Below are 23,719 nucleotides of genomic sequence, written 5' to 3'. Positions count from 1 at the left end.
GCGCCGTCGTGCGGAAGGACATGACTGCCCTCCCATCAAAACAACGCTTACACCAAATTTTTAAGCACCAATGACTTCAAGGCCATTCATGTATGGGCGAAGAGCCTCAGGAACAGTGATGGTTCCATCTGCATTCTGGTAGTTCTCCATCACTGCAATCAGGCAGCGACCGACAGCAAGACCAGAACCGTTCAGGGTATGAACGAACTTCAGCGCCTTCTCACCTTCCACACGGTAGCGTGCGTTCATGCGGCGACCTTGGAAGTCACCACAAACAGAACAGGAAGAGATTTCGCGGTAAGCGTCCTGACCTGGAAGCCAAACTTCGATGTCGTAGGTTTTACGTGCACCAAAGCCCATATCACCACTACACAAAGTCACCACACGGTAGTGAAGACCCAAAAGCTTCAGAACCTTCTCCGCAGACTCGCGCATCCGCTCCAGCTCATCCAAAGAGCTGTTTTCATCCGTGACAGATACAAGCTCACACTTCTGGAACTGGTGCTGACGCAGCATACCAGCCGTATCACGTCCAGCAGAACCAGCTTCAGAACGGAAGCAGTAAGTCAGCGCAGTCACACGGATCGGCAGATCAGCCTCAGCAAGCGTTTCGCCTGCAACCATGTTGGTCAGTGGAACTTCAGCAGTTGGGATCAACCAGTGACCAGTTTCCTGATCGCGGAACTGATCCTCAGCAAACTTTGGCAGCTGGCTGGTACCGTAAAGAGCGTTATCACGCACCAGCAGTGGTGGAGAGACTTCTGTGTAGCCATGCTCACGGGTGTGCAGGTCGATCATGAACTGACCTAGCGCACGCTCCAGACGCGCAATCTGGCTCTTCAGAATAACAAAGCGGGAACCGGACATCTTGGCAGCAGTTTCAAAGTCCATGCCACCCAGCTTTTCGCCAAGCTCGTAGTGCTCTTTCGGCTCAAAATCCAGCTCGGGCTTCTCGCCATGCGTGTGCAGCAGAACGTTGTCAGCCTCGTCCTCACCCACTGGCACTTCATCCAGCGGAATGTTGGGGATAACAGCCAGAGCATCCTCAAGCGCAGCGTTCAGCTTGCGCTGTTCGTCTTCGCCGTTCTGAATAAAGCTTTTGATTTCGGCAACTTCAGCCTTCAGGGCCTCTGCTTTTTCCTTATCGCCCTGGCCCATGGCCATGCCGATTTCTTTGGATGCGGAGTTACGGCGCTGCTGCGCCTCCTGAAGCTTGGTGGTGTGGGAACGGCGCGCGTCGTCCAGTTCAACGAGCTGCGCAGCGCGTGGCTCTTGGCCGCGTTTTGCGAGAGCCGCATCAAGGCTCTCCTGATTTTCACGAATCCACTTGATATCAAGCATAACTTAGTAACCCCGGCAGGTTTGCCTTCTAAATAACCCGCCGGGAATAAACGTTAGAGCTGGAAGAGAGCTTACTCCTCTTCTTCCTTTTCCTTCTCTTCGCGCTTTTTCTCGACGAGCCTTACACAATAGATGGAGACTTCGTAGAGAAGCAGAGTGGGAAGTGCAAGACCGATCTGCGAAATCGGATCAGGAGGTGTTAAAATTGCCGCAGCTGCAAACGAGGCAACAATTGCGTACTTACGCTTAGATTTCAGGGAATCTGCAGTCGTAAGACCCGCGCGACCAAGAAGCGTCAAAACAACCGGAAGCTGAAAAACCAGACCGAACGCAAAGATAAGAACCATCACAAAGCTCAGGTACTCACTCACGCGCGGCAACATCTCAATAGATGCCTCTTCACCAACACCAAGCTGCTGCATGGCAAGGAAGAAACTCATGGCCATTGGCATCACAAGGTAGAACACCAGAGCAGCGCCAATCACAAACAGAATTGGCGTCGCAACCAGATAAGGCGCAAACGCGCGGCGTTCATGCTTGTAAAGGCCAGGAGCCATAAACATGTAGACTTGGCTGGCAATCACAGGGAAAGCGATAAACAACGCACCGAACAAGGCCAGCTTCATCTGCGTGAAGAACCATTCTTGCGGAGCTGTGTAAATCAACTTCACTTCCATACTTTCCCCAGCGGCCTCAGAATAAGGTCTGATCAGGAAGTTGAAGATGTCGTTAGAGAAGTAGAAGCAGACCACAAAGGCAATAGCGATCGCGATCACCGACTTCATCAGACGAGAACGCAATTCGATCAGGTGCTCAATCAGCGGCGCACGTGAATCTTCAATTTCGTTATCACTCATAAAATAGCCGCCCTAGCTTTCATCTTTGCTGGAAGGAGTGCTTGCGGCACTTTCTTTAGCTTTTTGCGTGGAAGCCAGCTCAGCAGAAGAGACAACTTTCTGCTCAGGCACTTCAGCCTTTACAGGCGCTGCTTCTGGAGCAGCTTCTGGCTTCGCCTCAGCAGAGCCCTCACCGTTCAGCGAGCTTTTCACATCGCTGGTCGCCTGGTTCATGCTGGTTTCAAGCTTCTTCTTCTCTTCCTCAAGGCTCTTTTTCAAATCACCAAGTGGATTGAAGTTCTGCGCAGCATCAGCCTGCTTCCGCATTTCATCAATGCCGGCCTGCTTCTCCGCTTCTTTGACAGCGTCATTCAAAGTGGACTGAAATTCGCCTGCCATCTTGCGCACGCTGCCGATTGCGCGCCCGATTGTGCGCAACATGCCCGGCAGTTCTTTCGGGCCAACCACCAAAATGGCAACCACAGCGACAAGCAGCAGCTCTGTCCATGCGATATCGAACATAAAGAAGCCGTTTCGTTATTGTCTCAATGACAGCCCGTCTCCAGGCTTTCATCGATGACGTGTCGTGCCGCAAACGGCACATCCACTAGGGAAAGGCGTAGGTTTCAAACTCTAGGTCAGAATAGACCGACTTTCCCTAAACAATTTGCATAGACTACCGATAAAGGAGACTTAGTCCTTTTTTGCGGTGTCTTCAGCTTTTGTCTGCGCGTTTACGCTTTCACCTGGAGCATGATCGATAACTTTCGGATCTTCAGCCTTTTCTTTGGCTTCCGCGTCATCCTCATTCAGCCCCTTCTTGAAGCTGTTGATGCCCTTTGCAACATCACCCATCAACTCGGAAATCTTTCCGCGACCAAACAGCAGAACTACGACAACCGCGATGATGACGATTTGCCAAATACCAATTGAGCCCATCAACCAAACTCCTTAAGAACTCTGAACCGTGTTTTGAGAGACACTACATCCCCTAGATACTAATAGGTAGTATCCAGAAGAATTACCCACTATGATTTACTGACGTCTCTCGCCCAAAAACCAAAACATTCTCTGCATTTATACACAAGTCTATGACATTTTCTGGGTAGAATTGTAATACATCCCTCGTACGAATACGTAGAGGCTGCACTATTCCATCAACTTGTACGTCCAGAAGATCTGTCTCACCTGCCATTACGCGAGAAATGACCTTGCCTTTGAACTGTCCCTCACCATGACATACCTTTAAGTGATGTGGTCTTACACATAAGGTCGCATGAGCCCCTTCTTCAAGGCCATTGGAGGAAAAATTCCCGATAGGCGTGACCACGCGGCCACCAACAACTTTTCCGGGTATCTCATTGAGATCCGAAAAGAATTTGGCAGCAAACAAACTATTCGGGCGGAAGTAGATATCCTCTGGCGTATCCAGTTGAACCACTTCTCCATTGCGCATCAGCGCAATTCTGTTACCCACCCGCAAGGCTTCTTCCGGGTCGTGTGTCACCACAACCGCCGTCGCACCCTGCATCTTGATCATCTCCAGCGTCTGCGTGCGCACATCATCGCGCAAACGACTGTCCAGACCTGAAAATGGCTCATCCATCAGCAGTGTATGAGGCCGCGGCGCCATCGCACGCGCCAGCGCAGCACGCTGCTGCTCACCACCGGATAGCCCGTGCGGATAATCATCCACATACTGACCCAGCCCAACCATCTGCAGCGCATCGCGCGCACGGCGTTCTGCCACATCAGCAGCCAGATCAGACAGGCCAAACTTCACATTTTCAAGAATCGTTAAATGCGGGAACAGCGCATAGTCCTGGAACATAAGTCCAACACCGCGTTTTTCAGGCGGCAGGAAATTCCGCTCATCCGCAACCACAGAACCATTGATATGGACGCTACCCTGCTGCTGACGCACAACCCCTGCCGCAATACGCAGGAGCGTGGTTTTTCCGCAACCGGAATGGCCAAGCAAACACAGCACTTCCCCGCTCTTCAAAGAAAGCGAAACACCGCGAACCGCAGGTAACCCCCCATAATGATGGCAGATATTGTCAAACACCAGTCGTTCTGATGCTGCAACCTTCCCTGGTTCCATTAGTCCCTCTTCAAACTCGCACGGCGGTCGACCAAATCATCGACTCTCCTGCATGTGTTTATTTTTCTCCGGCGTCTTCTTCAAGTGCACCAGTTGCAAACATTTCACTTTCATCCAGAGGATCTTCATCCTCCGTAAGGTCAATACTGTCGTCTGGAGCCGGCACATGGAAGCTGGCCGGGATAGCACTGTCCAACAGCCCCGCCCCTTTCAGCTCCTCAAGACCTGGCAGATCCTTGATGGTTTCCAGACCAAAATGATCAAGAAAATCAAAGGTGGTTCCGTAAGTCACAGGACGGCCCGGCGTCCGCCGGCGACCACGCATACGCACCCAACCCGTTTCCAGCAGCACATCCAATGTGCCCTTAGATGTAGAAACCCCGCGAATATCTTCAATCTCCGCACGGGTCACAGGTTGGTGAAAAGCAATAATCGCAAGAGTTTCCAGTGCCGCACGTGAAAGGCGCCGCTGCTCCACCGCCTCGCGATGCAAAATGAACGAAAGATCTTCAGCCGTGCGGAACGACCAGCGATCCTCGCTAGAGCGCAGCTGCACACCGCGCTTGCGATAAAACGCGCGCAAACGGTTCAGCGCCCCGCGGATATCACGATCTCCCGGAATACGCTTGGAAAGCTCGGTAAAGCTCAAGGGCTCTGCACTGGCAAAAATCAGAGCCTCAACCATGCGGTCGGTCTCCAGAAGCTCACCAGCATCAGCCACCTCAAGAGCCTCATCCTGCGAAACGGCGTCGAGAAGATCAGGTGTTTCACTCATGACAACTCAACCTCTTTCTCATCGCGCTCTTCCATGGGTTCACCCGCACCGATCTCTTCCGGTGTACGCTGCGAAGCGCGTACATAAATGGTTTCAAACGGCCCGGACTGCTGAATATCAATCACGCCTTCGCGCACCAGTTCCAAACTGGCTGAGAACGCAGACGCCATCGCCGTAGCCCGCTCCTGCGGATCTTCCAGATAAGCTGTCAGAAAGCGCTCAATGGGCGTCCATACAGCCACCTGCCCCACAAGACGGGTCAAAATATCCCGCGCATCCTGTAGTGACCAAACCTGCCGCCTCTTCACGTGCACGGACGTCACCGAATGACGCTGGCGCTGCGAGGCATAGGCCATCAGCAGATCATACAGCGTGGCAGTCCAAACACTACGTCGTTCAACCGACACAGTCTCAGGAGCACCACGCACAAACACATTCCGGCCCAGACGCGCCCGGTTCATCAGCTTGGCCGAAGCATCCCGCATGGCTTCCAACCGTTGCAGACGAAACGCCAGCGCAGCCGCCAGCTCTTCCCCGGTTGGTTCATCCGTATCTTTCTGCTGCGGAATGAGCAGGCGCGACTTCAGATAAGCCAACCACGCCGCCATAACCAGATAATCCGCCGCCAGTTCCAACCGCAACCGGCGAGCTTCCTTCACAAACTCAAGATACTGCTCGGTCAGCGCCAGAATGGAGATCTTGGTGATATCAACTTTCTGGCTGCGCGCCAGTGTAAGCAACAGATCGAGCGGGCCTTCAAACCCATCCACATCTACAAGCAGGTTCGGCTCGCCAGTCGCGGGCTGCTCTGGGGCCGCCGCGCCTGCCAACGCTTCTTCTACCTGTTCAGTGGCCTCACTGTCGCTCAAGCATCAATCCCTTTGGCTTTTGCGGTTAGCTCATCAAACTCCGCCCGCAGCGCATGTACATCCCCATCAAACACCTGGGTATTTCGATGCATAGCCGCTTCAAAGCGCTCCGCCCGCTTGCCATCCACCTCTGGCACAGCAGAGGCAACTATTTTCATCTCGTCCAGCTCACCATTGCAATGCAGCACCAGATCACAGCCAGCGGCAACAATCTTTTCCACCCGCTCCTTCAGTTCACCGCCAAGGGCTTTCATGGAGATATCATCACTCATCAAAACGCCGTCAAATCCGATCGCTTCCCGGATAACCCTCTGAATAGCATAGGAAGATTGCGTAACAGGATGATCTCCATCAATCTCTTTAAAGACGATGTGAGCTGTCATCCCCATAGGGCAATCATTCAACAACTTGAACGGCAAAAAGTCTCTTGCCTCAAGCTCAGCAAAGCTGACATCCACTTCCGGCAACGCAAGATGAGTATCAACCAGCGCACGCCCATGTCCCGGCATATGCTTCATCACCGGCATCACACCAGCCGCCAGACAGCCATCCATAGCCGCCCGCCCCATATCGCTCACCAACCGTACATCAGAACCATAAGCGCGCAGACCGATAATGTTGCTCGCACCTTCAATCGGCATATCAAGGCATGGAATGCAGTTGCCGGTCAGTCCAAGGTCACGCAAATCAAGCCCGATCAGCAGCGCATGCAAATAAGCCGCCCGCTTTGCCGCTTCCGGATCTTGCCCGTAAAGCTGCCCAAGCGTCCCTGCTGCTGGATAGACTGGCACATGCGGCGCACCAAAACGCTGCACACGGCCACCTTCCTGATCAATAAAGACAGGCGCATCTGCACGCCCGACAGCCTCACGAAAATCCGCGCAAAGGCGGCGGATTTGATCGGGCGTTTCCATGTTGCGTGCAAAAAGGATCAGACCAACAGGTTGCTGATCACGAAAAAAGGCTTTGTCCTCAGCACTAAGCGTGAGCCCAAGGCATCCGGAAATGAACGATTTTAAAAACATGAGTAAAGCTGGTAGCTTGACGCAATGACTGCGTCAAGCTCCAAAGCGTATTCCCAAAAGCGGGAAACTCGTTTTAGTTACGGCGGACGTAACAGTCACCGCCTGCAGATTTGAACTCACCACAGAAGGTGTTCGCACTGGTCGGCCCGTCAAACGGAACCTGAATGCGGTAGTAAATGCCTTTATCGCCAAGGTCCGCACGGGTGATCACCGGTGTTACCAGCGCCATCAGATTTGGATAGCGACTGTTGTAACGGCGGATCTGACCGCGAGCATCCTCAACAGTGCGCACAGACGCCACCTGCACAATGTAAGTGCCGGCAGGAATCTCACCAACAACACCTGCACCCGGTGTTGGCGTTGGTGCAACAGCCTGCGGATTAACAGCAGCTGTCTGCGTGTTCTGGTTACCTGTCAGGTTCAGCGGCGCATTGCTCGCACGAGACGTTGGCTGCGGCTGCAGTGGCGTCAGTGTGCTGGAGCGAACAGTGCCACTGCCAGTATTGGCAGAAGCAACTACAAACGGCTTGGACTGAGGCACAACACTCACACCAAGAAGCGTGTTGCGTTGTTCAGTTGGCGTTGCCACCGGCGCATTCGCGAACGCATCCTGAAGGCTGGTTGTGGTGTTTGCAGCTGCCGCCTGCTGGTTCGCACTCTGGTTTTCACCCGGTAGCGGATCCCACTGACCAGTGCTTGCAGGTTGCGTAGCAGGCACAACACTTGCAGTGTTCTGCGGATTGGTGTTGCGAACAGTGCTGGTCACAATACGCGGCTGTGCAGTTGCAGGCGCAACAGCAGTGCCCTCACGTTGAACGATAGTTCCGTCCGGACGCACAATCACAGTGCGCACCTTCTTGGTCGGGTTCACATCAAACACGCTGGACTTGGCCGTATCTGTCTCGCTCGCTGCTGGTGGCAGCGGTGTCACAGGTGCATCTTCACGCTGAACCATCTTCTCGCCAGTCGCTGGCTGAGACGCTTCTTCAGGCGTAAAGATTTTGGCCTGATCGTTGTTCTTCGGTTGAGCAGAAGGAGATGGCATCTCTTTCATTGGAGAAGCATCTGCCCGGATAATTGGTGGAGGCACGGCATCACCGCCAGTTCCACCGAAGTCGAACATGAACAGACCAGCACCGCCGATCACGACAATCCCGCCGATGAGCGAAGCGGCCATCAGGCCCTTGCGTAGACCACCACTGCGGCCAGTCTCTTCTTCAACCGGAACATCAACAGAAACGCGCGGCACAGCTTGCGGAAGCACACCGCCATCAAGGCTTGGGTCTTCCTTGCGCATCGCCTGAGCAACAGCATCAAGATCATATCCACCCGGAGGCGGTGTCTGATCTTCGCTCTGTTTCTTGGCAGCGCTCAAAGCTTCCTGATGAGCCGCCTCGGTCTGCGCCAGCTTTTCAGCAGCAGCAGGCCAGGACATTTCATCCAGAGACGTATCATTGGTCACGCTCTCATCCAGCTGCCAGGCCTCATCAGCCTCATTAGCAAATGGATCAATTTCCTGAGCAGCCTGCTCAAATCCGGCGCTCATGCGCTCAAATTCGTTCAGTTCAGCAGCTACTTCCGGCTCCAGCTCTGGTTCCGGCTCTGGCTCAGGTTCCTGCGCGATTTCATCTGCAAAGATGTCATCAACGCTCTCTTCAATCTGTTGAGCAATGTCCCGCTCTGGCTGAGGCGCCACTGGCTCGGCAACCACGGTCGGCTGCTCTTCCCCTTCCAGACTGAACTCAGCCATCAACGCATCTTCAAGATGCCCTGCTGGAATAACAGTTTCCTGTGCAGGCGCTTCAGCAGCCGTAATGTGCTCGCCTTCCAGCTCCGCACCGGTGTCTGCCGCAAACGCAGCCATATCAGGCTCAAACGAGATGTTTTCAGCCGCTGGCGCCACATCATCATGAGTGCCACGCAGCTGCGGCTCAACAGGAGCAGCCTCAACCTTAGGCTCTGGTGCAGGCGCTGCCTGAACAGCAGCAGCGGCGGCAGTTGCCCGCTCTGCTGCACGCTCAGCACGCCAGCTGTCATAATCACTCTGAGAAAGCTCATTGAGCGCACGCGGTTCAGCAGAAGGCGCAGCCGCAGTTGGCTCCGCAGGACGCGGCGTTGTCACCGGACGCGGTTCAGCATTGCGGCGCTCAAGACGCTCACGCAAAGTCTGCTCAGGACGCACGTCACGCGTACCAACAGCATCCAGCGTTGGTGTCGCACGGCTTACAGTGCGCTGAGGACGAGCAGTCTGCTCACGCTCCACCTGCGACTGGTTGAGAGAAGCCACAAGGCTTTCCTCCAGATCACGGGACAGAACATCATCCATTTCTGGTTCAGCGGTAAAATCAGCGGCAGTCACTGGCTGGCGCACAGGTGCAGGCTCAGCAGGAACATCACCGGAAACAGGCGCAGAGGCAGGAAGCGGCTTAGGCTCCGGCACAGACTTTGCCTTCGGAACTGGTGGCAGATCACTCACATAATCAACCGCATCACCTGAGGCGCCGGATGTCAGCGCAGCAGAGCTCAGATCCGCGAACGGATCCGCATGCCCGGTAGATGCAGATGGTTTTGGAGATGCAAACACGGCATCAAGAGCCGCAAATGAATCTTGAGTGGATGCAGGCTCATTCGTTTCAGCTGCACCCACTGAATAATCATCGACCTGAGGAGCAGATGGCTCAACAGGCGCACTTGCACTGCGCTCATCACTTTTGGGGAACAGCGGACGTTCAGATACTTGGCTTTCGACGCGAGAACTCGGACGGTACTGAGCTGTGCTCTCACCGACAATTCTGGCAAGTTCTACGAGCGGATCCTGATCGCCTGCCCACTGTTGCGGTTCATCGCCTGCCGTTTGCCTAGCAGAAACCTCACCCGGTCCCGGATACTTGGAGCGATTAGTCATTGCAGCGGTGTTTTCCCTTAAATAAGAGGCTCGCAATCCCCACCGCGAACCTCCAGTACTCTATAACTGTGCTCAGGCACTAGCGCATTTCATTCGGTGCTGTGACACCCAAAACATTGAGGCCAGAAGCAATTACCTGTGAAACTGCATAGACTAACGCGAGTCGAGCTTTGGTTAATTCTGGCGTTTTATCATTAATAAAGCGTAATTGCGGCTTTTCCTTGCCTCTGGACCAGTGTCCATGCAGGGCGCTTGCAAGCTCATACAGATAGAACGCAATACGGTGCGGCTCGTGGTTTTCTGCGGCTCCGTCAACAATTCGAGGCCATTGAGCCATCTTGGCAATCAGTGCCAATTCGCCCTCGTCCTCAAGTTGTGCAAAATCTGCAGACTGCAACTCTTCAGCTGTGTTGGAGAACCAATCCAGTTCCTCAGCAGCCTGACGCAGCACAGAATGGCACCGAGCATGACCGTATTGAACATAAAACACTGGATTGTCTTTTGACTGCTCTTTCACCTTGTCAAAATCGAAATCCAGCTGCGCATCGTTCTTACGATAGAGCATCATAAAGCGTACCGCATCCACGCCCACTTCATCAACCACATCGCGAAGGGTGATGAAATTACCAGAGCGCTTGGACATTTTGAATTCCGCACCGCCCTTGAACAGCTTCACTAGCTGACAAAGACGAACGATAACATCCACATCGCCGCCAGAGATCGCGTTGCCGATCGCTTCCAGACGCTTCACGTAGCCCGCATGGTCTGCACCAAGCACAAAAATGATCTCTTTGAAGCCACGCTCAATCTTGTCGCGCATGTAAGCAACGTCAGCCGCAAAGTAAGTGTAGCTGCCATCAGACTTCACCAGCGCACGGTCACTATCATCACCGTAGTTGGAGGAACGGAACAAGGTCTGCTCACGATCTTCCCAGTCCTCTGGCACTTCACCTTTTGGTGGTGGCAGAGTGCCGTTGTAAACCAGATCACGCTTGCGCAGAGCGTCCAGCGTCAGATCAATAGCGTTGCCCTGACCATGCATGGTCTTTTCAGAGAAGAACACATCGTGCTTGACGTTCAGCGCGCCAAGATCCCCGCGGATCATGTCCATCATCTTGTCAACGGTATAACCCTTCAGCAGAGCAAGACGCTCAGCCGGAGCCATATCCTTCAGGCTTTCACCATACTCTTCCGCCAGAGATTTACCGACAGGAATAAGGTATTCACCCGGATAATAACCCTCAGGGATCTGACCGATATCTTCACCCAGCGCTTCGCGGTAGCGCAGGAAGGCAGAGTTCGCCAGAGTATCAATCTGAGAGCCTGCATCGTTGATCACGTATTCACGGGTCACGTCATAACCGGCAAACTGCAGCAGGCTCGCCAGCGCGTCACCAACCACAGCACCACGGGTATGACCCACATGCATTGGACCAGTCGGGTTCGCAGAAACGTATTCCACGTTCACCTTCAGGCCATCGCCACGTGCGGATGCGCCAAACTTGTCGCCCTTGGCAACAACGTCGCCAATCACACGCTCCCACAGGGTTTTGCTGACGCGAATGTTGATGAAGCCAGGTCCGGCAACATCAACAGCTTCAACTTCACTGTCGGCGCGCAGGCCCTCCGCAATCTTTTCAGCAAGATCACGCGGCTTCATCTTCAGCTGTTTAGCCAGCACCATGGCAGCATTGGTTGCCAGATCGCCATGCGCAGCATCCCGAGGAGGTTCAACAGTCACACGTCGGAGATCCAGCTCCGGCGCGTCTGCAGCAAGGTCGAGGCCCTTGACTACACTGTTTACCCTTTCGGCGAAGTCTGCAAAGATGTTCATTTTTAATAGCCTAGTTTTGACAGCTCACAGGGTTTTGCAAAGCCGTAGCCCCACATAAACTCCGTGAATTAATAGTGTTTGAATTGGCGCATTACCCCAGTTCAGGGGTATCGTCAAATAATCGTCGATGTTCGTCTATGGCATAACGATCTGTCATGCCTGCAATGAAGTCACAGACCCTGCGGGCCACCACCTCATCACTCTCGCCATTCAATCCTGTACACCACGGTTCTGGCATTCTTTCCGGTGCCTTAAAGTAGGCATGGAATAAATCCCGCACCACCTTGGCCACCTGCTTGCGAACAGCCAGAACACTTTCGTGCCGGTAAAGATTGGCGAACAAAAACTCTTTCAACTCGCGCTCTTCTCGCGCCATTTCAGTTGAAAAGGCAATAACAGGACCATTTGCATCACGAATATCCCCGCATTTCTTGGGAGAAAGTTGATTAATTCGGGAAATACTCTCCGCAATCACGTCCTCCACCATGCCGGTGATACATCTGCGCCCGATCTCGTGAATGCGCCGCGCATCCTCAAGGCCGGGATATTTCCCGTCCACCTCGTCCAGAATGCGCTTCAGATAAGGCACATCTTTCATGGCCTCAAAGCTGAGCAGCCCTGCCCGCAATCCATCATCCAGATCATGCGCGTCATAGGCGATATCATCTGCAAGTGCCGCCACCTGTGCTTCCGCACTTGGCCACGACCACAGCAGCAAATCCTGATGCTTGGCATATTCACTCACGGCAAACGGCAAGCCCTTACCTGAAAGCTTGCCACACGGTGCGCCAGAACGATCTGTCAGCGGCCCATTGTGCTTGACCAGCCCCTCCAGCGTTTCCCACGCCAGGTTGAGCCCGTCGAACTCCGCATAGCGGCGCTCCAGATCCGTCACGATGCGCAGGGACTGGGCGTTATGGTCAAACCCGCCGTAATCCGCCATGCATTCATGCATCACATCCTCACCCTCATGCCCGAACGGCGTATGCCCAAGGTCGTGTGCCAGAGCCAGACATTCGGCCAGATCCTCATCCAATCGCAGCGCACGGGCCAGTGAACGGGCAATCTGGGAAACCTCAATGGTATGGGTCAGTCGCGTACGGAAATGATCGCCCTCATGATACACAAAGACCTGCGTCTTGTGCTTCAAACGACGGAAAGCAGCTGAATGGATAATGCGGTCACGATCCCGCTGGAACGGCGTGCGCGTCGGGCTGTCAGATTCAGGATAAAGCCGTCCGCAGCTCAATTCCGGATCAACAGCATACTCGGCGCGCGGCTGAGCCCCGTATCCTAACGTCTTGACCATTCCTTATCCCCCACCCGCTATCATGAGAAAACCACAGAGCCATACCCGCTGATTTTCTTATCACAGCAATGACATAACAGATGTAAAGGCCCTGTAAACAATCGCTTTCCCAAGCCAAATGCAATTTAGCAACAAAATACTATGGAAATTAGCGTGTAGACCACCTAAATTACAAATCAAAGAAAGTACAAGCCCCCAGGCAAGACCCGATTATGACCCAGACCCCAGAAAATACCGTTGGTTTAACGGACAAGGCCGCAAAACGCGTAGCCCAGATTCTTGAAAAGGAAGCAGACGGCAGCATGCTTCGCATTTCTGTCGAAGGTGGCGGCTGTTCCGGCTTTCAATACAAGTACGACATCGTTGAAGAACAGGAAGACGACGACCTCGTCCTGGCCAAACTTGGCGCCACCGTTCTCATCGACAGCATTTCCCTGCAATACATGGCAGGCTCTGAAATTGACTTCGTGACAGATCTCATGGGCCAGTCCTTCCAGATCACCAACCCGCAAGCCGCCGCCGGCTGCGGATGTGGCACAAGCTTCTCCATCTAATCTAGCACCTGCCGGTCTTGAGGGGATAACTTCAGCTCATTTCATCTGATCGCGAGCCCACACGGCGAGGCCCACCGCCTCGCCCACACAAAAAACGCAACTTTCCCCCTTTCCTTTCAAACCAACGCACATTTCAACGCAAAGCAGTTATTCCCACTTCGCCTAGGATTTATCCTCTCTCAGCCTACTCTGATATGAGATCAGATCGCGCTCTTTGCTCCAAATTCAAAGCAAAATGACCGGTTCAACGTGTTGTTAGCATCGACTCAAGTTATGACTAGGCAGGTATTACGATCTAAACATTGCTGGGGGCGCGATTATGGAACTCAACATCGACTACATCCACGAGCAGGTTCAACGTCATTATTCCAGCAACAATTGCTTCGCCAAACTCTCCTGGCCCTACCACGGCTTTTACTTGGTAATCAGGGGAGGCAACTCAACTCCAAGTGCTAATCTCGCACCTTTGAGCGCGATGACAGGCATTCGGATGGTTACTTTAGATACAAGTCCAGATGGCGTTTTGCGTCCAAACATATTCTCTATCAGCTGTCAAACTGAAGAAGATGCCTGCAAATACATTTGCGAAAGTGAACGCGAAACCTATGTCAAAAGCTATTGCAACAGTGCATTCTTCTTCAATATTCAGTCGCAGTTGATAATTAAATCAAACGAATCCGTCACTTACCAGTTCCAGAAACATCTTGTAAGAAACATGGGGTTCCCAGAATTTCAGTTTATAAGAGAGCAAAGACAACTGACGGATTCATCCGGCTTTTATCCAGAAGAGCTCATCGCCCTTGGTCTCATGAGCCGGTTCTATTGGAACTGCACCACAGAGAGGCTGTCAGGACTGATCCCAGAAAGAACAATTCCACCTGCCCAAGGTATCTCACCCAAACGCCTGAAGAACCTCGCAAAAGATCAGTCCATATTGGATCGTGTCATCACGAACTTCAAAAAAGCACGTTTCCTAAACAGCAACAACGGGGCCTTCATGTCAGGCTGGCTTACGGAGCAGTCGTTTACGACTAGACCTAGACCAATAGAAATCCCCGCTTGACCATCCACATACACTTTTCCTGCTTACCTTGCCCTCCTGCGGGACCGTGCTAGAACAAATACAGGACATACACAAAGCAAGCAGCCAAAGCTCTGCTGCTTTCTCGAAGGGAGACCCGATGAAAATCGCAAGCTGGAACATCAATGGCGTCAAAGCGCGGTTAGAAACGGTTCTCAAGTGGCTCGAAGAAGAGCAGCCAGATGTCGCCTGTTTTCAGGAAATTAAATCGGTTGATGAGAACTTCCCGCGCGCTCCGTTTGAAGAGCTCGGCTACAATCTGGAAACCCACGGCCAGAAAGGTTTCAACGGCGTAGCGATCCTGTCCAAACGTCCGTTTGAAGAGGTCAATCGCCGCCTTCCGGGCGATGAGCAAGACGAACAGGCCCGCTATATTGAGGCTGTCATTGCTGGCAACAACGAGCCAATCCGTGTCGGCTGCCTTTATCTGCCAAACGGCAACCCGGTAGAGACCGAAAAGTTCCCGTACAAGCTGCGCTGGATGGATCGTCTCCACAAACACGCTGAAAAGCAGCTGGAGAAGGAAGAGGCATTTCTTCTGGTCGGAGACTACAACGTCATCCCTGAGCCAGAAGATGCAAAGAAACCAGAGGCATGGGTTGGCGATGCGCTCTTCCGCCCAGAAAGCCGCCAACGCTTCCGCGCCCTGCTCAACCTCGGCTTTACAGAGGCTGTGCGCGCGACCAACAGCAATGCCGGAACCTACACTTTCTGGGACTATCAGGCAGGCGCATGGCAACGCGACAACGGCATCCGTATTGACCACCTGTTGCTCTCGCCAGAAGCCGCCCGCATCATGCAAGGCGTCGGCATCGACAAACACGTCCGCGGCTGGGAAAAGCCATCGGACCACGTCCCGGTCTGGGTTGAGCTCTCTGCCTGATCGCAGCTCACCAACCGGGCACACCCTATCAAGAACTCTGGTGGCGGCCTCGCCACCAGCCCTCCTCATTATTCCATCAAAACATAATCAAACAGAAGTCTGGGAGGACATCTGATGGCTTGGCAACCAGCTGACAATCGTTATGACACCATGAAGTACAACCGCTGCGGGAAGAGTGGCCTCAAGCTACCTGCCATTTCCCTCGGCCTCTGGCACAACTTCGGTGAAACCACCCCACACCAGACCAAACGCGAGATGTGCCGCACCGCGTTCGATCTGGGCATCACACACTTCGATCTGGCCAACAACTACGGCCCGCCTCCAGGCAGCGCGGAAACCGCCTTTGGCGAGATCCTGCGCACCGATTTTGCCGGTTATCGCGACGAGCTCATCATCTCCTCCAAAGCTGGCTATGACATGTGGCCGGGACCATATGGCGAATGGGGCAGCCGCAAGTATCTCATCGCCAGCTGTGATCAGTCTCTGAAGCGTATGGGGCTAGACTACGTCGACATCTTCTATTCCCACCGCTTTGATCCGGACACCCCACTGGAAGAGACTATGATGGCCCTCGACCAGATCGTTCGTCAGGGAAAGGCGCTTTACGCAGGCATCTCCTCCTACAACTCCAAGCGCACCAAGGAAGCGGCCAAAATCCTGAAGGAACTGGGCACCCCGTGCCTGATCCATCAGCCAAGCTACTCCATGCTCAACCGCTGGGTGGAAGAAGACGGCCTGCTCGACACGCTGGAGGAAGAAGGCATCGGCTCCATCGTCTTTTCCCCGCTCGCGCAAGGCATGCTGACCAACAAGTACCTGAACGGCGTGCCAGATGACAGCCGCGCAGGAAAACACGTAGGCTCCTTCCAGGAAAGCTTCCTCAATGAGACCACCCTTGGCCATATCCGCTCCCTGAACGAGATCGCCCAGAACCGCGGTCAAACGCTGGCACAGATGGCTCTGGCATGGGTCCTGCGCAAAGGCCGCGTCACCTCCGCCCTGATCGGCGCCAGCCGCAAGGAACAGGTGATCGACTGCGCAGCGACCATCAACAATCTGGAGTTCACGGAAGAAGAACTGACCGCCATCGATCAGTACGCCACAGAGGCCAACATCAACCTCTGGGCCCAATCCGCCGAACGCGAAGGCCCTTCCCGTCCAGCGAAGAAAAAATAAAATTTAAGGCGCGGGGCTCTGCTCCGCGCCACTTAAAGCGGCTTAATTAGCAGGTCGCAGCCCGGCGCAACTTGAACTTCTCAGGCGCTTTACATTTCTGAAGCACATACGGCGCCTTTTTAGAGCGGCTAAGCCCGTATGGATCTCCCTTCAAGGAAGCAACAACACCCTTCGCTGAGAACTCGCGAGGCGAACAGCTCCACTTTCCACCACGCTTGTTGGTGACAGGATTATAGGTGTTCGAGCCATACTGGTAGCAAACAAACTGTCCATCCACTTTCCATCGGCCCGGTAGAACAACTTTGTTTCCCGGATACCAAAGGAAGTTTGTTTTGTTTGCCCCGAAGTACTCCACCTGGAAGCCGTGCAAACGGTTAAAACTCAAATAGGTTCGGCCCGCACGCGGGTACTCAGGAAACAAGTTCTCCTGATACATGATCCGGCTAAACTCCTTCTGAGATGAAACCCCGGAGTTACAGCCTGCCAGAAGAGCCAATGCTCCAACAGCAAGCGAACACTTCAGCAAAGTCCTCATGTAAACCTCTATTCATATGCAGCAATCACGCAAATGAAGTAGCAGTCAGCAACAGAACTCAAAAGTGCATTTTCAGCTTTCACAGCACATATCAAAAGCTTTCAATACAATCTAGATAATTGATATTAATAGTGATTTTCTTTTTATTAAACCTAGCGAAAAGTGAGCGTTACACCCACTCCCGCCACTATCTGATCAAGACCGAGGATCCAGCCCCTTCTCTTCAAAGTACGCAAGTGCGGTGTTCAGGCCATTGAGCGCGGCTGGCACGCCGGCATAAACGGCCATTTGCCAGATGATCTCAAGGATCTCTGAGGGACGCGCGCCTGCATTCAGCGTGTGCTCGATGTTCATGGCCAACTGCGGTCCGGTGTGCCCACCCATCGCAGTGAGAGCGGCAATGCTGCAAAGCTGCCGGGTTTTCAGATCAACCCCTTCGCGGCCATAATGCATACCATAGGCCCAGTCCACGACACTCTCAGACATGCCGGGCACTGCTGCATCATATTTGGCAGCAAGCTTCTTTCGCAGTTCGGGATTTAAAATGCTCAGGACGTCCTCAGCTTTCATAGGCCAGTCTCCTCAGGTTACAAACAACCGCTGATCAAACCTGCCTATCTGCCTCCTCTTGATAATCAGTGAGTTTACCCGCGAGAAGTTGAGCTGTTTGGAAACAATACGTACCGAACTCACCAACCGGTATCAGGAACTATCACACCTGAAACAACCCGCCTAACCGGCCGAAACAGTGCAGAAACTTGCCATTCGCACAATTCCCGCAGGGCCTACTGTTTATTCCAGATCAGATCTGATAGGCATTTCTACGAGTAATACCAGATGATTGCGGAGCCCCTGAATGCTTGAAGACCTTCAAACCCCTTGCCTCTTGCTCGATGAAGCTGCGATGAACCGAAATATCAAAGGCATGGCAGACAGGTTCAAGCAGATCGGAGTGCCGCTCCGCCCGCATCTCAAAACAGCCAAGTCCATCGACGTCGCCCGCATCCTGCAAGACCACGGGGCAGACCGCTGGACTGTCTCCACGCTAAAGGAAGCAGAGTACTTTTCCTCCTTCGGCCTCAAAGATATCCTCTATGCCGTCTCCATCGTCCCGCAGAAGATGGAACGCATCATGCAACTCAACCGCGCCGGCGCTCAAATGTCCATCTGTCTGGATAGTACCGAGATGGCAACACACCTTTCTACCATGACACTGGATGGCCCGAAGCCACGCGTCTATCTGGAGGTTGACGTTGACGGTCACCGCACCGGTGTGAAGGCAGACCAGCAGCGTGCAGTTGATGTGGCAAGAATACTTGCAAACGCATCTAATCTGGAGTTCGCAGGCGTCATGGCCCACGGCGGCGGCGTCAGTTATGCAGCAAACGGGCAGCAGGAACTGGAAGCTGCAGCCGAACAGGAGCGCACCTGCACCCTCGCAGTAAAGGACGCTATTCTTGAAGCTGGCCTCCCATGCCCACAAGTCAGCATCGGCTCCACACCAACAGCCCTCTTCGGAACCTCCTTTGAGGGCGTTTCTGATGTCCGCGCAGGGGTTTACGTCTTTCAGGATGTGTTTCAGGCCAACCTTGGCATGTGCGCCATGGAAGATGTGGCAGCCACCGTGCTCACCAGCGTCATCAGCCACGCACCTCACCTCAACCGCATCGTCGTCGATGCCGGAGGCCTTGCTCTGTCCAAGGACCGCTCTTGCGCAAGTCAAAGCAACGACTGCGGTTTCGGCCTTCTCAGTGACGTCGACGGACATGTAGATCCGCTGCTTTACGTGCAAGGTGTGAGCCAGGAGCATGGCTACATCACCACCAGAGATGGCAGCCCATTACCCTTCGAACTCTACCCACTTGGATCACAGCTTCGTGTTCTGCCCAACCATTCTTGCATGACTGTCGCAGCCTATGAGGGGTACCATATGATCAATGGTGACCATGAGGGAGAGTGGTGGCCGCGCTGTAACAGATGGTAGGTCAACCCTTTCCATCAAGAATGCCTTTCACATCTCACTGAGGTGTACAGTTTGTCGCACTAGGAAATTGATTGGCAAAAGTTTTTTCCGGTTTGAGCACTCAAACTCTCCTGTGCATATCACCGTTTACCAATAAAGAAGTGTGGCCGAATTGAGTCTTTTTGGCCACCTCCACACCCCCGCCGGAAGCCCAAAAGTCGATTTTCCACCTCGCGCACTAATATTTCAAACTTCGCATGGCAGCTATGCAGATTTGAGATACCTACATTATACTTACTATAATGTACTTAGTTCGCACCTAAGTGGAAATGCGGGCGCCCTATTTAAGGGTTTCGCAAATGCACAAAATCAACACCTTCAAAGTCACAATTTAGCAAGTAAATTCATAGGATTAGAACCATTTCAGACCCCATTGCAACGCACACAACCTGAGCGAGTTATATCACCACTTGCAATTGGTCGCCCAATATCCAAAATGTATGCATTTGTATAATTCTGCCTTGCATTTTTTGCAGGTCTGCTGTCCATTTCAGAATTGACATAGATCAAGATGCGGCCCCACTCGGGGAGTACAGTCAACGTCAACAAGCACTGGATGCAAGAAAGCGTAACACTCTGCAAGCCTTTGGAATTTACTTGTAGCGCCACGCTGATTTGCTCAAATGATGAAGGACCTAAAAATGGGCGTTCACCAGAACATCGATAAGGCTAATGCCGACACTCTTCCTTTTCTGAAAGAGGACGGACCCAAGGCTTACGCAGGTTTCAAAAAGGGCGACTGGAACAAAGAAGTTGACGTGCGCAATTTCATCCAGCTCAACTACACCCCTTATGAAGGTGCTGACGACTTCCTCGCTGGCCCGACAGAAGCAACCACCAAACTCTGGGACGCTGTTCTTGAGTTGATGAAAGAAGAAAACAAGAAAGGTGTTCTCGACGCAGACACCGAAGTTGTTTCTTCCATTGTTTCTCACGCTCCAGGCTACATCAACAAAGATCTCGAAAAGATCGTTGGTCTGCAGACCGATGCTCCATTGAAGCGCGCACTGATGCCTTATGGCGGCCTGAAAATGGCAGTCGCAGCTCTGGAAAGCAACGGCTACAAGCTTTCTGAGAAAACCGCTGAAATCTTCCAGAAGCACCGCAAGACCCACAACGATGGCGTTTTCGATGTCTACACTCCGGAAATCCGCCGCGCTCGTTCTGCTGGCATCGTAACCGGTCTTCCTGATGCATATGGCCGTGGCCGTATCATCGGTGACTACCGCCGCGTTGCGCTGTACGGTATCGACAAGCTGATGGAAGACAAGAAAGCACAGCACGCTTCTCTGGACGGCAACGTCCTGAACGAAGAAACACTGCGCCTTCGTGAAGAAATCTCCGAACAGTACCGTTCCCTCGCTGAACTGAAGGAAATGGGCGCTGCACACGGCTTCGACATCGGCCGCCCTGCAGAAAACGCTCAGGAAGCAATCCAGTGGCTCTACCTCGGCTACCTTGCAGCGATCAAGGAGCAGAACGGTGCAGCTATGTCTCTGGGCCGCACAACCACCTTCCTGGACATCTACATCCAGCGTGATCTGGACAAAGGCGTCATCACGGAAGCTGAAGCTCAGGAACTGATGGACCACTTCGTCATGAAGCTCCGCATGGTCCGCTTCATGCGTACTCCAGACTACAACGCTCTATTCTCTGGCGATCCGGTATGGGTAACTGAATCCATCGGCGGTATGGGCATCGATGGCCGCACACTGGTCACCAAGAGTTCCTTCCGCGTTCTGCAGACCCTTGTGAACCTCGGCCCCGCACCAGAGCCAAACCTGACCGTTCTGTGGTCTGAGCACATGCCTAAGGGCTTCAAAGACTACTGCTCAAAGATCTCCATTGAGACATCTTCTGTTCAGTACGAAAATGATGACCTGATGCGTCGTTACTGGGGTGATGATTACGGTATCGCTTGCTGTGTATCTGCAATGCGTATCGGTAAACAGATGCAGTTCTTCGGTGCACGTGCCAACCTTGCAAAAGCAATGCTTTACGCAATCAACGGCGGTATCGACGAGAAAACTGGCAAACAGGTTGGTCCAAAAGCACACCCAATCACCGGCGACGTGCTGGAATGGGAAGAGCTGGAACCACTTTACGACCAGATGCTCGACTGGATTGCAAAGGTTTACGTTCAGGCGCTGAACTGCATCCACTTCAGCCACGACAAGTACAACTACGAGCGCGTTGAAATGGCGCTGCATGACCGCGACATCCTGCGCACCATGGCGTGTGGTATTGCTGGTCTGTCAGTTGTTGCTGACAGTATCTCTGCGATCAAAAACGCGAAGGTCAAGATCATCCGTAACGATGAAGGTCTCGCAGTTGACTACGAAGTGGAAGGCGACTTCCCTTGCTTCGGTAACAACGACGACAGCGTTGACGTGATTGCAGAAGACATCATGAAGAAATTCATGGGCAAGATCCGCAATCAGCCAATGTACCGCAATGCGACACCTACACAGTCTGTTCTGACCATCACATCCAACGTTGTGTACGGTAAGAAGACTGGCTCTACTCCGGACGGACGTAAAGCAGGTGAACCATTCGCGCCGGGTGCAAACCCAATGCATGGCCGTGACCAGAAGGGCGCAGTAGCTTCCATGAAGTCTCTCTGCAAACTTCCATACGAAGACAGCCAGGACGGTATCTCTTACACCTTCTCCATCATCCCAGGCGCACTGGGTAAGGACGAAGCTGAACGGATCGACAACCTGTCCCACCTGCTCGACGGTTACATGCACGACATGGGTCACCACATCAACGTGAACGTGTTCGACCGCAAGACCCTAGAAGACGCAATGGAACATCCTGAACTGTACCCACAGCTCACCGTTCGTGTCTCCGGTTACGCAGTGAACTTCATCAAGCTGACCAAAGAACAGCAGCTTGACGTGATCAACCGTACTTTCCACGGCCAGCGCTAAGAAAGCTAAGGCCAACGGTCAGCGCCAACAACGCTGACCACTCAAACTCCAAGACAAGGCGTGGGGCTCAGTCCCGCGCCTTCTTTGTTGCGACATATTCGTCATTCTCGTGCGACAGGAACGCACATGCGCCGAAAATGAATGGCTGAGTTGCACAAATTCATCTTTAAAAACAAGGCTAAAGACCTTATTTTATAAGCATTAAAGAAAAGCAGAAGCGGCCCGAGGAAAAATCCTCACTCCCTATCAGAAAAAGGCCGCTCGCAAGTGACGATAAAGGACGCCAGCCATGCAAGACACCATGGGCTATGTTCACTCAGTAGAAACAGGCGGCACCGTTGACGGTCCGGGCCTGCGCTACATTGTGTTCACCTCTGGCTGTCCGCTGCGCTGCCTTTATTGCCACAACCCGGACACGCTTAAGCTGAAAGCCGGCAAACAGTCTTCCGCCTACGAACTTCTAAAAGACATCTCCACCTACCGCTCTTACTTTGAGACTGGTGGCGGCGGCCTGACCGTGAGTGGCGGCGAACCAATGGCACAAAAAGAGTTCCTCAAAACTCTGCTGTGGGGCTGCAACCAGATGGGCGTTCACACCACCGTGGACACCTCCGGCTACCTGCACGCCAACCTCGATGATGAAACAATCGATATGGCGGACCTGTACCTGCTCGACATCAAGTCCTGGGTGCCGGAAACCTACAAGAAGGTCACTGGTGTGGAAGTTGGCCCTACCCTTGAGTTCGCAAAGCGTCTGGAACGGATGGACAAAGACGTCTGGATCCGCTTCGTGCTCGTTCCTGGCCTCACAGACGCGCCTGAGAACGTGGAAGGCGTTGCCAAGTTCGTGTCCGAGCTGGGCAATGTAAAACGCGTTGACGTTCTGCCATTCCACAAAATGGGCGAACACAAATGGCAGTCCATGGGTAAGTCCTACCAGCTCAAAGACACCCGCGAACCAACTGCTGAAGAAACAGAAGCCGCTAAGGACACCTTCCGCAAGTACGGACTGGACGTGCACTAAGTTCTGGCGTTCTAAGAGTGCCACGCTTCAGCCACAGGCGCCGCAAAGATACCTGTCGATTACATAGGTTCTCCTGAATTTCAGGAAAAAGTCGCCACAATACCTTCCCAGACTAGCCCTCGAAAACACGGGGGCTTTTTCATGAAACAACGAGTTATCCTCGGTGGGCTGCTTATGCTCGCCGCCAGCGCATCAGTTGCAAATGCAGGCTTTAACCAAAGCCGCGCTGAAAAGTTTGCGAAGAAAAACGAAGAACACATCACCTGCTACTACCTCTACGGGCTGACCGAACAAAGCGGCAAGCAGGACATCGCCAGAGGCATCATCACCGCCATGGCCTACGCGAAGGGCATGAACAAACAGGAAGCCGTCTACGCCCTCGGCTACGGCTCCGGCAAAATCGCTGCACTCCTGGAAGCCGACCCAGACCACCGCGAAGACCTCATCCAGGAACACAGCAAAGACTGCAAGTAACAAAAAAGGCTGCCATCACATCGATAGCAGCCTTTTGA

21 protein-coding genes are annotated in these 23,719 nt (G+C 53.2%); 8 read left to right on the top strand and 13 right to left on the bottom strand.

Annotated features, from left to right (window positions below; genetic code table 11):
* Positions 1-60: 60 nt before the first annotated feature.
* The 11 genes from serS to PJE062_RS02430 form a co-directional block, all read right to left on the bottom strand.
* A complete protein-coding gene (gene serS, locus PJE062_RS02480) occupies positions 61-1,341 on the bottom strand; it encodes a serine--tRNA ligase (protein ID WP_008546347.1) in 1,281 nt (426 codons plus the stop codon).
* A gap of 71 nt (positions 1,342-1,412) precedes the next feature.
* Positions 1,413-2,198 (bottom strand): twin-arginine translocase subunit TatC, encoded by a 786-nt coding sequence (gene tatC, locus PJE062_RS02475; protein WP_008547224.1) that lies wholly within the window; start codon positions 2,196-2,198, stop codon positions 1,413-1,415.
* A gap of 12 nt (positions 2,199-2,210) precedes the next feature.
* Complete coding sequence (gene tatB / locus PJE062_RS02470) at positions 2,211-2,699, bottom strand: Sec-independent protein translocase protein TatB (RefSeq protein ID WP_008546621.1); 489 nt, start codon at positions 2,697-2,699, stop codon at positions 2,211-2,213.
* Between the two features lie 171 nt (positions 2,700-2,870).
* A complete protein-coding gene (locus tag PJE062_RS02465; protein WP_008546806.1) occupies positions 2,871-3,116 on the bottom strand; it encodes a twin-arginine translocase TatA/TatE family subunit in 246 nt (81 codons plus the stop codon).
* A gap of 82 nt (positions 3,117-3,198) precedes the next feature.
* A complete protein-coding gene (locus tag PJE062_RS02460; RefSeq protein WP_008547260.1) occupies positions 3,199-4,281 on the bottom strand; it encodes an ABC transporter ATP-binding protein in 1,083 nt (360 codons plus the stop codon).
* Positions 4,282-4,339: 58 nt separating this feature from the next.
* Positions 4,340-5,056 (bottom strand): SMC-Scp complex subunit ScpB, encoded by a 717-nt coding sequence (scpB, locus tag PJE062_RS02455; RefSeq protein ID WP_008547077.1) that lies wholly within the window; start codon positions 5,054-5,056, stop codon positions 4,340-4,342.
* Positions 5,053-5,925, bottom strand: a complete 873-nt coding sequence (locus PJE062_RS02450) for a ScpA family protein (RefSeq protein ID WP_008547315.1) — start codon at positions 5,923-5,925, stop codon at positions 5,053-5,055. The genes scpB and PJE062_RS02450 overlap by 4 nt, the downstream gene beginning before the upstream one ends.
* Entirely contained in the window at positions 5,922-6,950 is a 1,029-nt protein-coding gene (nagZ, locus tag PJE062_RS02445) for a beta-N-acetylhexosaminidase (protein WP_037035822.1), read from the bottom strand. Before nagZ ends, PJE062_RS02450 begins: the two co-directional genes overlap by 4 nt.
* A 73-nt stretch (positions 6,951-7,023) precedes the next feature.
* Entirely contained in the window at positions 7,024-9,855 is a 2,832-nt protein-coding gene (locus PJE062_RS02440) for an SPOR domain-containing protein (RefSeq protein ID WP_008546996.1), read from the bottom strand.
* Between the two features lie 79 nt (positions 9,856-9,934).
* Positions 9,935-11,689, bottom strand: coding sequence for an arginine--tRNA ligase (gene argS, locus PJE062_RS02435; protein WP_008546551.1), 1,755 nt, complete (start codon positions 11,687-11,689; stop codon positions 9,935-9,937).
* 91 nt (positions 11,690-11,780) lie between these two features.
* The gene (locus tag PJE062_RS02430; protein WP_008546519.1) at positions 11,781-12,998 is read right to left on the bottom strand and encodes a deoxyguanosinetriphosphate triphosphohydrolase; all 1,218 of its coding nucleotides are present in this window, start codon (positions 12,996-12,998) and stop codon (positions 11,781-11,783) included.
* 212 nt (positions 12,999-13,210) lie between these two features.
* On the opposite strand from PJE062_RS02430, the gene erpA reads away from it, so the two are divergent.
* The 4 genes from erpA (at position 13,211) to mgrA (ending at position 16,692) form a co-directional block, all read left to right on the top strand.
* Positions 13,211-13,552, top strand: a complete 342-nt coding sequence (gene erpA, locus PJE062_RS02425; protein WP_008546796.1) for an iron-sulfur cluster insertion protein ErpA — start codon at positions 13,211-13,213, stop codon at positions 13,550-13,552.
* Positions 13,553-13,871: 319 nt separating this feature from the next.
* Positions 13,872-14,615, top strand: a complete 744-nt coding sequence (locus tag PJE062_RS02420) for a hypothetical protein (protein WP_008546750.1) — start codon at positions 13,872-13,874, stop codon at positions 14,613-14,615.
* A gap of 118 nt (positions 14,616-14,733) precedes the next feature.
* Complete coding sequence (gene xth / locus PJE062_RS02415; protein ID WP_008547203.1) at positions 14,734-15,516, top strand: exodeoxyribonuclease III; 783 nt, start codon at positions 14,734-14,736, stop codon at positions 15,514-15,516.
* Positions 15,517-15,630: 114 nt separating this feature from the next.
* The gene (gene mgrA, locus PJE062_RS02410; protein WP_008546723.1) at positions 15,631-16,692 is read left to right on the top strand and encodes an L-glyceraldehyde 3-phosphate reductase; all 1,062 of its coding nucleotides are present in this window, start codon (positions 15,631-15,633) and stop codon (positions 16,690-16,692) included.
* A gap of 46 nt (positions 16,693-16,738) precedes the next feature.
* Here the strand turns inward: mgrA and PJE062_RS02405 are convergent, their stop codons facing one another.
* Both PJE062_RS02405 and PJE062_RS02400 read right to left on the bottom strand, forming a co-directional pair.
* Positions 16,739-17,227 (bottom strand): hypothetical protein, encoded by a 489-nt coding sequence (locus PJE062_RS02405; RefSeq protein WP_008546658.1) that lies wholly within the window; start codon positions 17,225-17,227, stop codon positions 16,739-16,741.
* Between the two features lie 195 nt (positions 17,228-17,422).
* Positions 17,423-17,797: a carboxymuconolactone decarboxylase family protein gene (locus PJE062_RS02400; protein WP_008546812.1), complete on the bottom strand. Its 375-nt coding sequence runs from the start codon at positions 17,795-17,797 to the stop codon at positions 17,423-17,425.
* Positions 17,798-18,083: 286 nt separating this feature from the next.
* On the opposite strand from PJE062_RS02400, the gene PJE062_RS02395 reads away from it, so the two are divergent.
* From PJE062_RS02395 to PJE062_RS02380, 4 genes are all read left to right on the top strand, one after another.
* Complete coding sequence (locus PJE062_RS02395) at positions 18,084-19,211, top strand: alanine racemase (RefSeq protein WP_008547266.1); 1,128 nt, start codon at positions 18,084-18,086, stop codon at positions 19,209-19,211.
* A 662-nt stretch (positions 19,212-19,873) separates the two neighbouring features.
* Positions 19,874-22,183, top strand: coding sequence for a formate C-acetyltransferase (gene pflB, locus PJE062_RS02390; protein ID WP_247643094.1), 2,310 nt, complete (start codon positions 19,874-19,876; stop codon positions 22,181-22,183).
* A gap of 289 nt (positions 22,184-22,472) precedes the next feature.
* Complete coding sequence (pflA, locus tag PJE062_RS02385; protein WP_008546726.1) at positions 22,473-23,207, top strand: pyruvate formate-lyase-activating protein; 735 nt, start codon at positions 22,473-22,475, stop codon at positions 23,205-23,207.
* A gap of 141 nt (positions 23,208-23,348) precedes the next feature.
* The gene (locus tag PJE062_RS02380) at positions 23,349-23,681 is read left to right on the top strand and encodes a hypothetical protein (protein WP_008547020.1); all 333 of its coding nucleotides are present in this window, start codon (positions 23,349-23,351) and stop codon (positions 23,679-23,681) included.
* Positions 23,682-23,719 lie beyond the last annotated feature (38 nt).

Origin of the sequence: Pseudovibrio sp. JE062, assembly GCF_000156235.1 — a bacterium.
Lineage (GTDB): Bacteria > Pseudomonadota > Alphaproteobacteria > Rhizobiales > Stappiaceae > Pseudovibrio.
The sequence above is the reverse complement of the archived record's forward strand: the minus strand, read 5'-3'. Positions and strand labels throughout refer to the sequence as shown.

Excerpts from the sequence above, each read along its gene's own strand:
- scpB (WP_008547077.1), bottom strand. The coding sequence starts at position 5,056 with ATGAGTGAAACACCTGATCTTCTCGACGCCGTTTCGCAGGATGAGGCT.
- PJE062_RS02400 (WP_008546812.1), bottom strand. The coding sequence starts at position 17,797 with ATGAAAGCTGAGGACGTCCTGAGCATTTTAAATCCCGAACTGCGAAAG.
- pflB (WP_247643094.1), top strand. The coding sequence starts at position 19,874 with ATGATGAAGGACCTAAAAATGGGCGTTCACCAGAACATCGATAAGGCT.
- xth (WP_008547203.1), top strand. The coding sequence starts at position 14,734 with ATGAAAATCGCAAGCTGGAACATCAATGGCGTCAAAGCGCGGTTAGAA.
- PJE062_RS02405 (WP_008546658.1), bottom strand. The coding sequence starts at position 17,227 with ATGAGGACTTTGCTGAAGTGTTCGCTTGCTGTTGGAGCATTGGCTCTT.
- erpA (WP_008546796.1), top strand. The coding sequence starts at position 13,211 with ATGACCCAGACCCCAGAAAATACCGTTGGTTTAACGGACAAGGCCGCA.
- pflA (WP_008546726.1), top strand. The coding sequence starts at position 22,473 with ATGCAAGACACCATGGGCTATGTTCACTCAGTAGAAACAGGCGGCACC.
- argS (WP_008546551.1), bottom strand. The coding sequence starts at position 11,689 with ATGAACATCTTTGCAGACTTCGCCGAAAGGGTAAACAGTGTAGTCAAG.
- mgrA (WP_008546723.1), top strand. The coding sequence starts at position 15,631 with ATGGCTTGGCAACCAGCTGACAATCGTTATGACACCATGAAGTACAAC.
- PJE062_RS02465 (WP_008546806.1), bottom strand. The coding sequence starts at position 3,116 with ATGGGCTCAATTGGTATTTGGCAAATCGTCATCATCGCGGTTGTCGTA.
- nagZ (WP_037035822.1), bottom strand. The coding sequence starts at position 6,950 with ATGTTTTTAAAATCGTTCATTTCCGGATGCCTTGGGCTCACGCTTAGT.
- tatB (WP_008546621.1), bottom strand. The coding sequence starts at position 2,699 with ATGTTCGATATCGCATGGACAGAGCTGCTGCTTGTCGCTGTGGTTGCC.
- PJE062_RS02460 (WP_008547260.1), bottom strand. The coding sequence starts at position 4,281 with ATGGAACCAGGGAAGGTTGCAGCATCAGAACGACTGGTGTTTGACAAT.
- PJE062_RS02380 (WP_008547020.1), top strand. The coding sequence starts at position 23,349 with ATGAAACAACGAGTTATCCTCGGTGGGCTGCTTATGCTCGCCGCCAGC.
- PJE062_RS02420 (WP_008546750.1), top strand. The coding sequence starts at position 13,872 with ATGGAACTCAACATCGACTACATCCACGAGCAGGTTCAACGTCATTAT.
- tatC (WP_008547224.1), bottom strand. The coding sequence starts at position 2,198 with ATGAGTGATAACGAAATTGAAGATTCACGTGCGCCGCTGATTGAGCAC.
- PJE062_RS02395 (WP_008547266.1), top strand. The coding sequence starts at position 18,084 with ATGCTTGAAGACCTTCAAACCCCTTGCCTCTTGCTCGATGAAGCTGCG.
- PJE062_RS02440 (WP_008546996.1), bottom strand. The coding sequence starts at position 9,855 with ATGACTAATCGCTCCAAGTATCCGGGACCGGGTGAGGTTTCTGCTAGG.
- serS (WP_008546347.1), bottom strand. The coding sequence starts at position 1,341 with ATGCTTGATATCAAGTGGATTCGTGAAAATCAGGAGAGCCTTGATGCG.
- PJE062_RS02430 (WP_008546519.1), bottom strand. The coding sequence starts at position 12,998 with ATGGTCAAGACGTTAGGATACGGGGCTCAGCCGCGCGCCGAGTATGCT.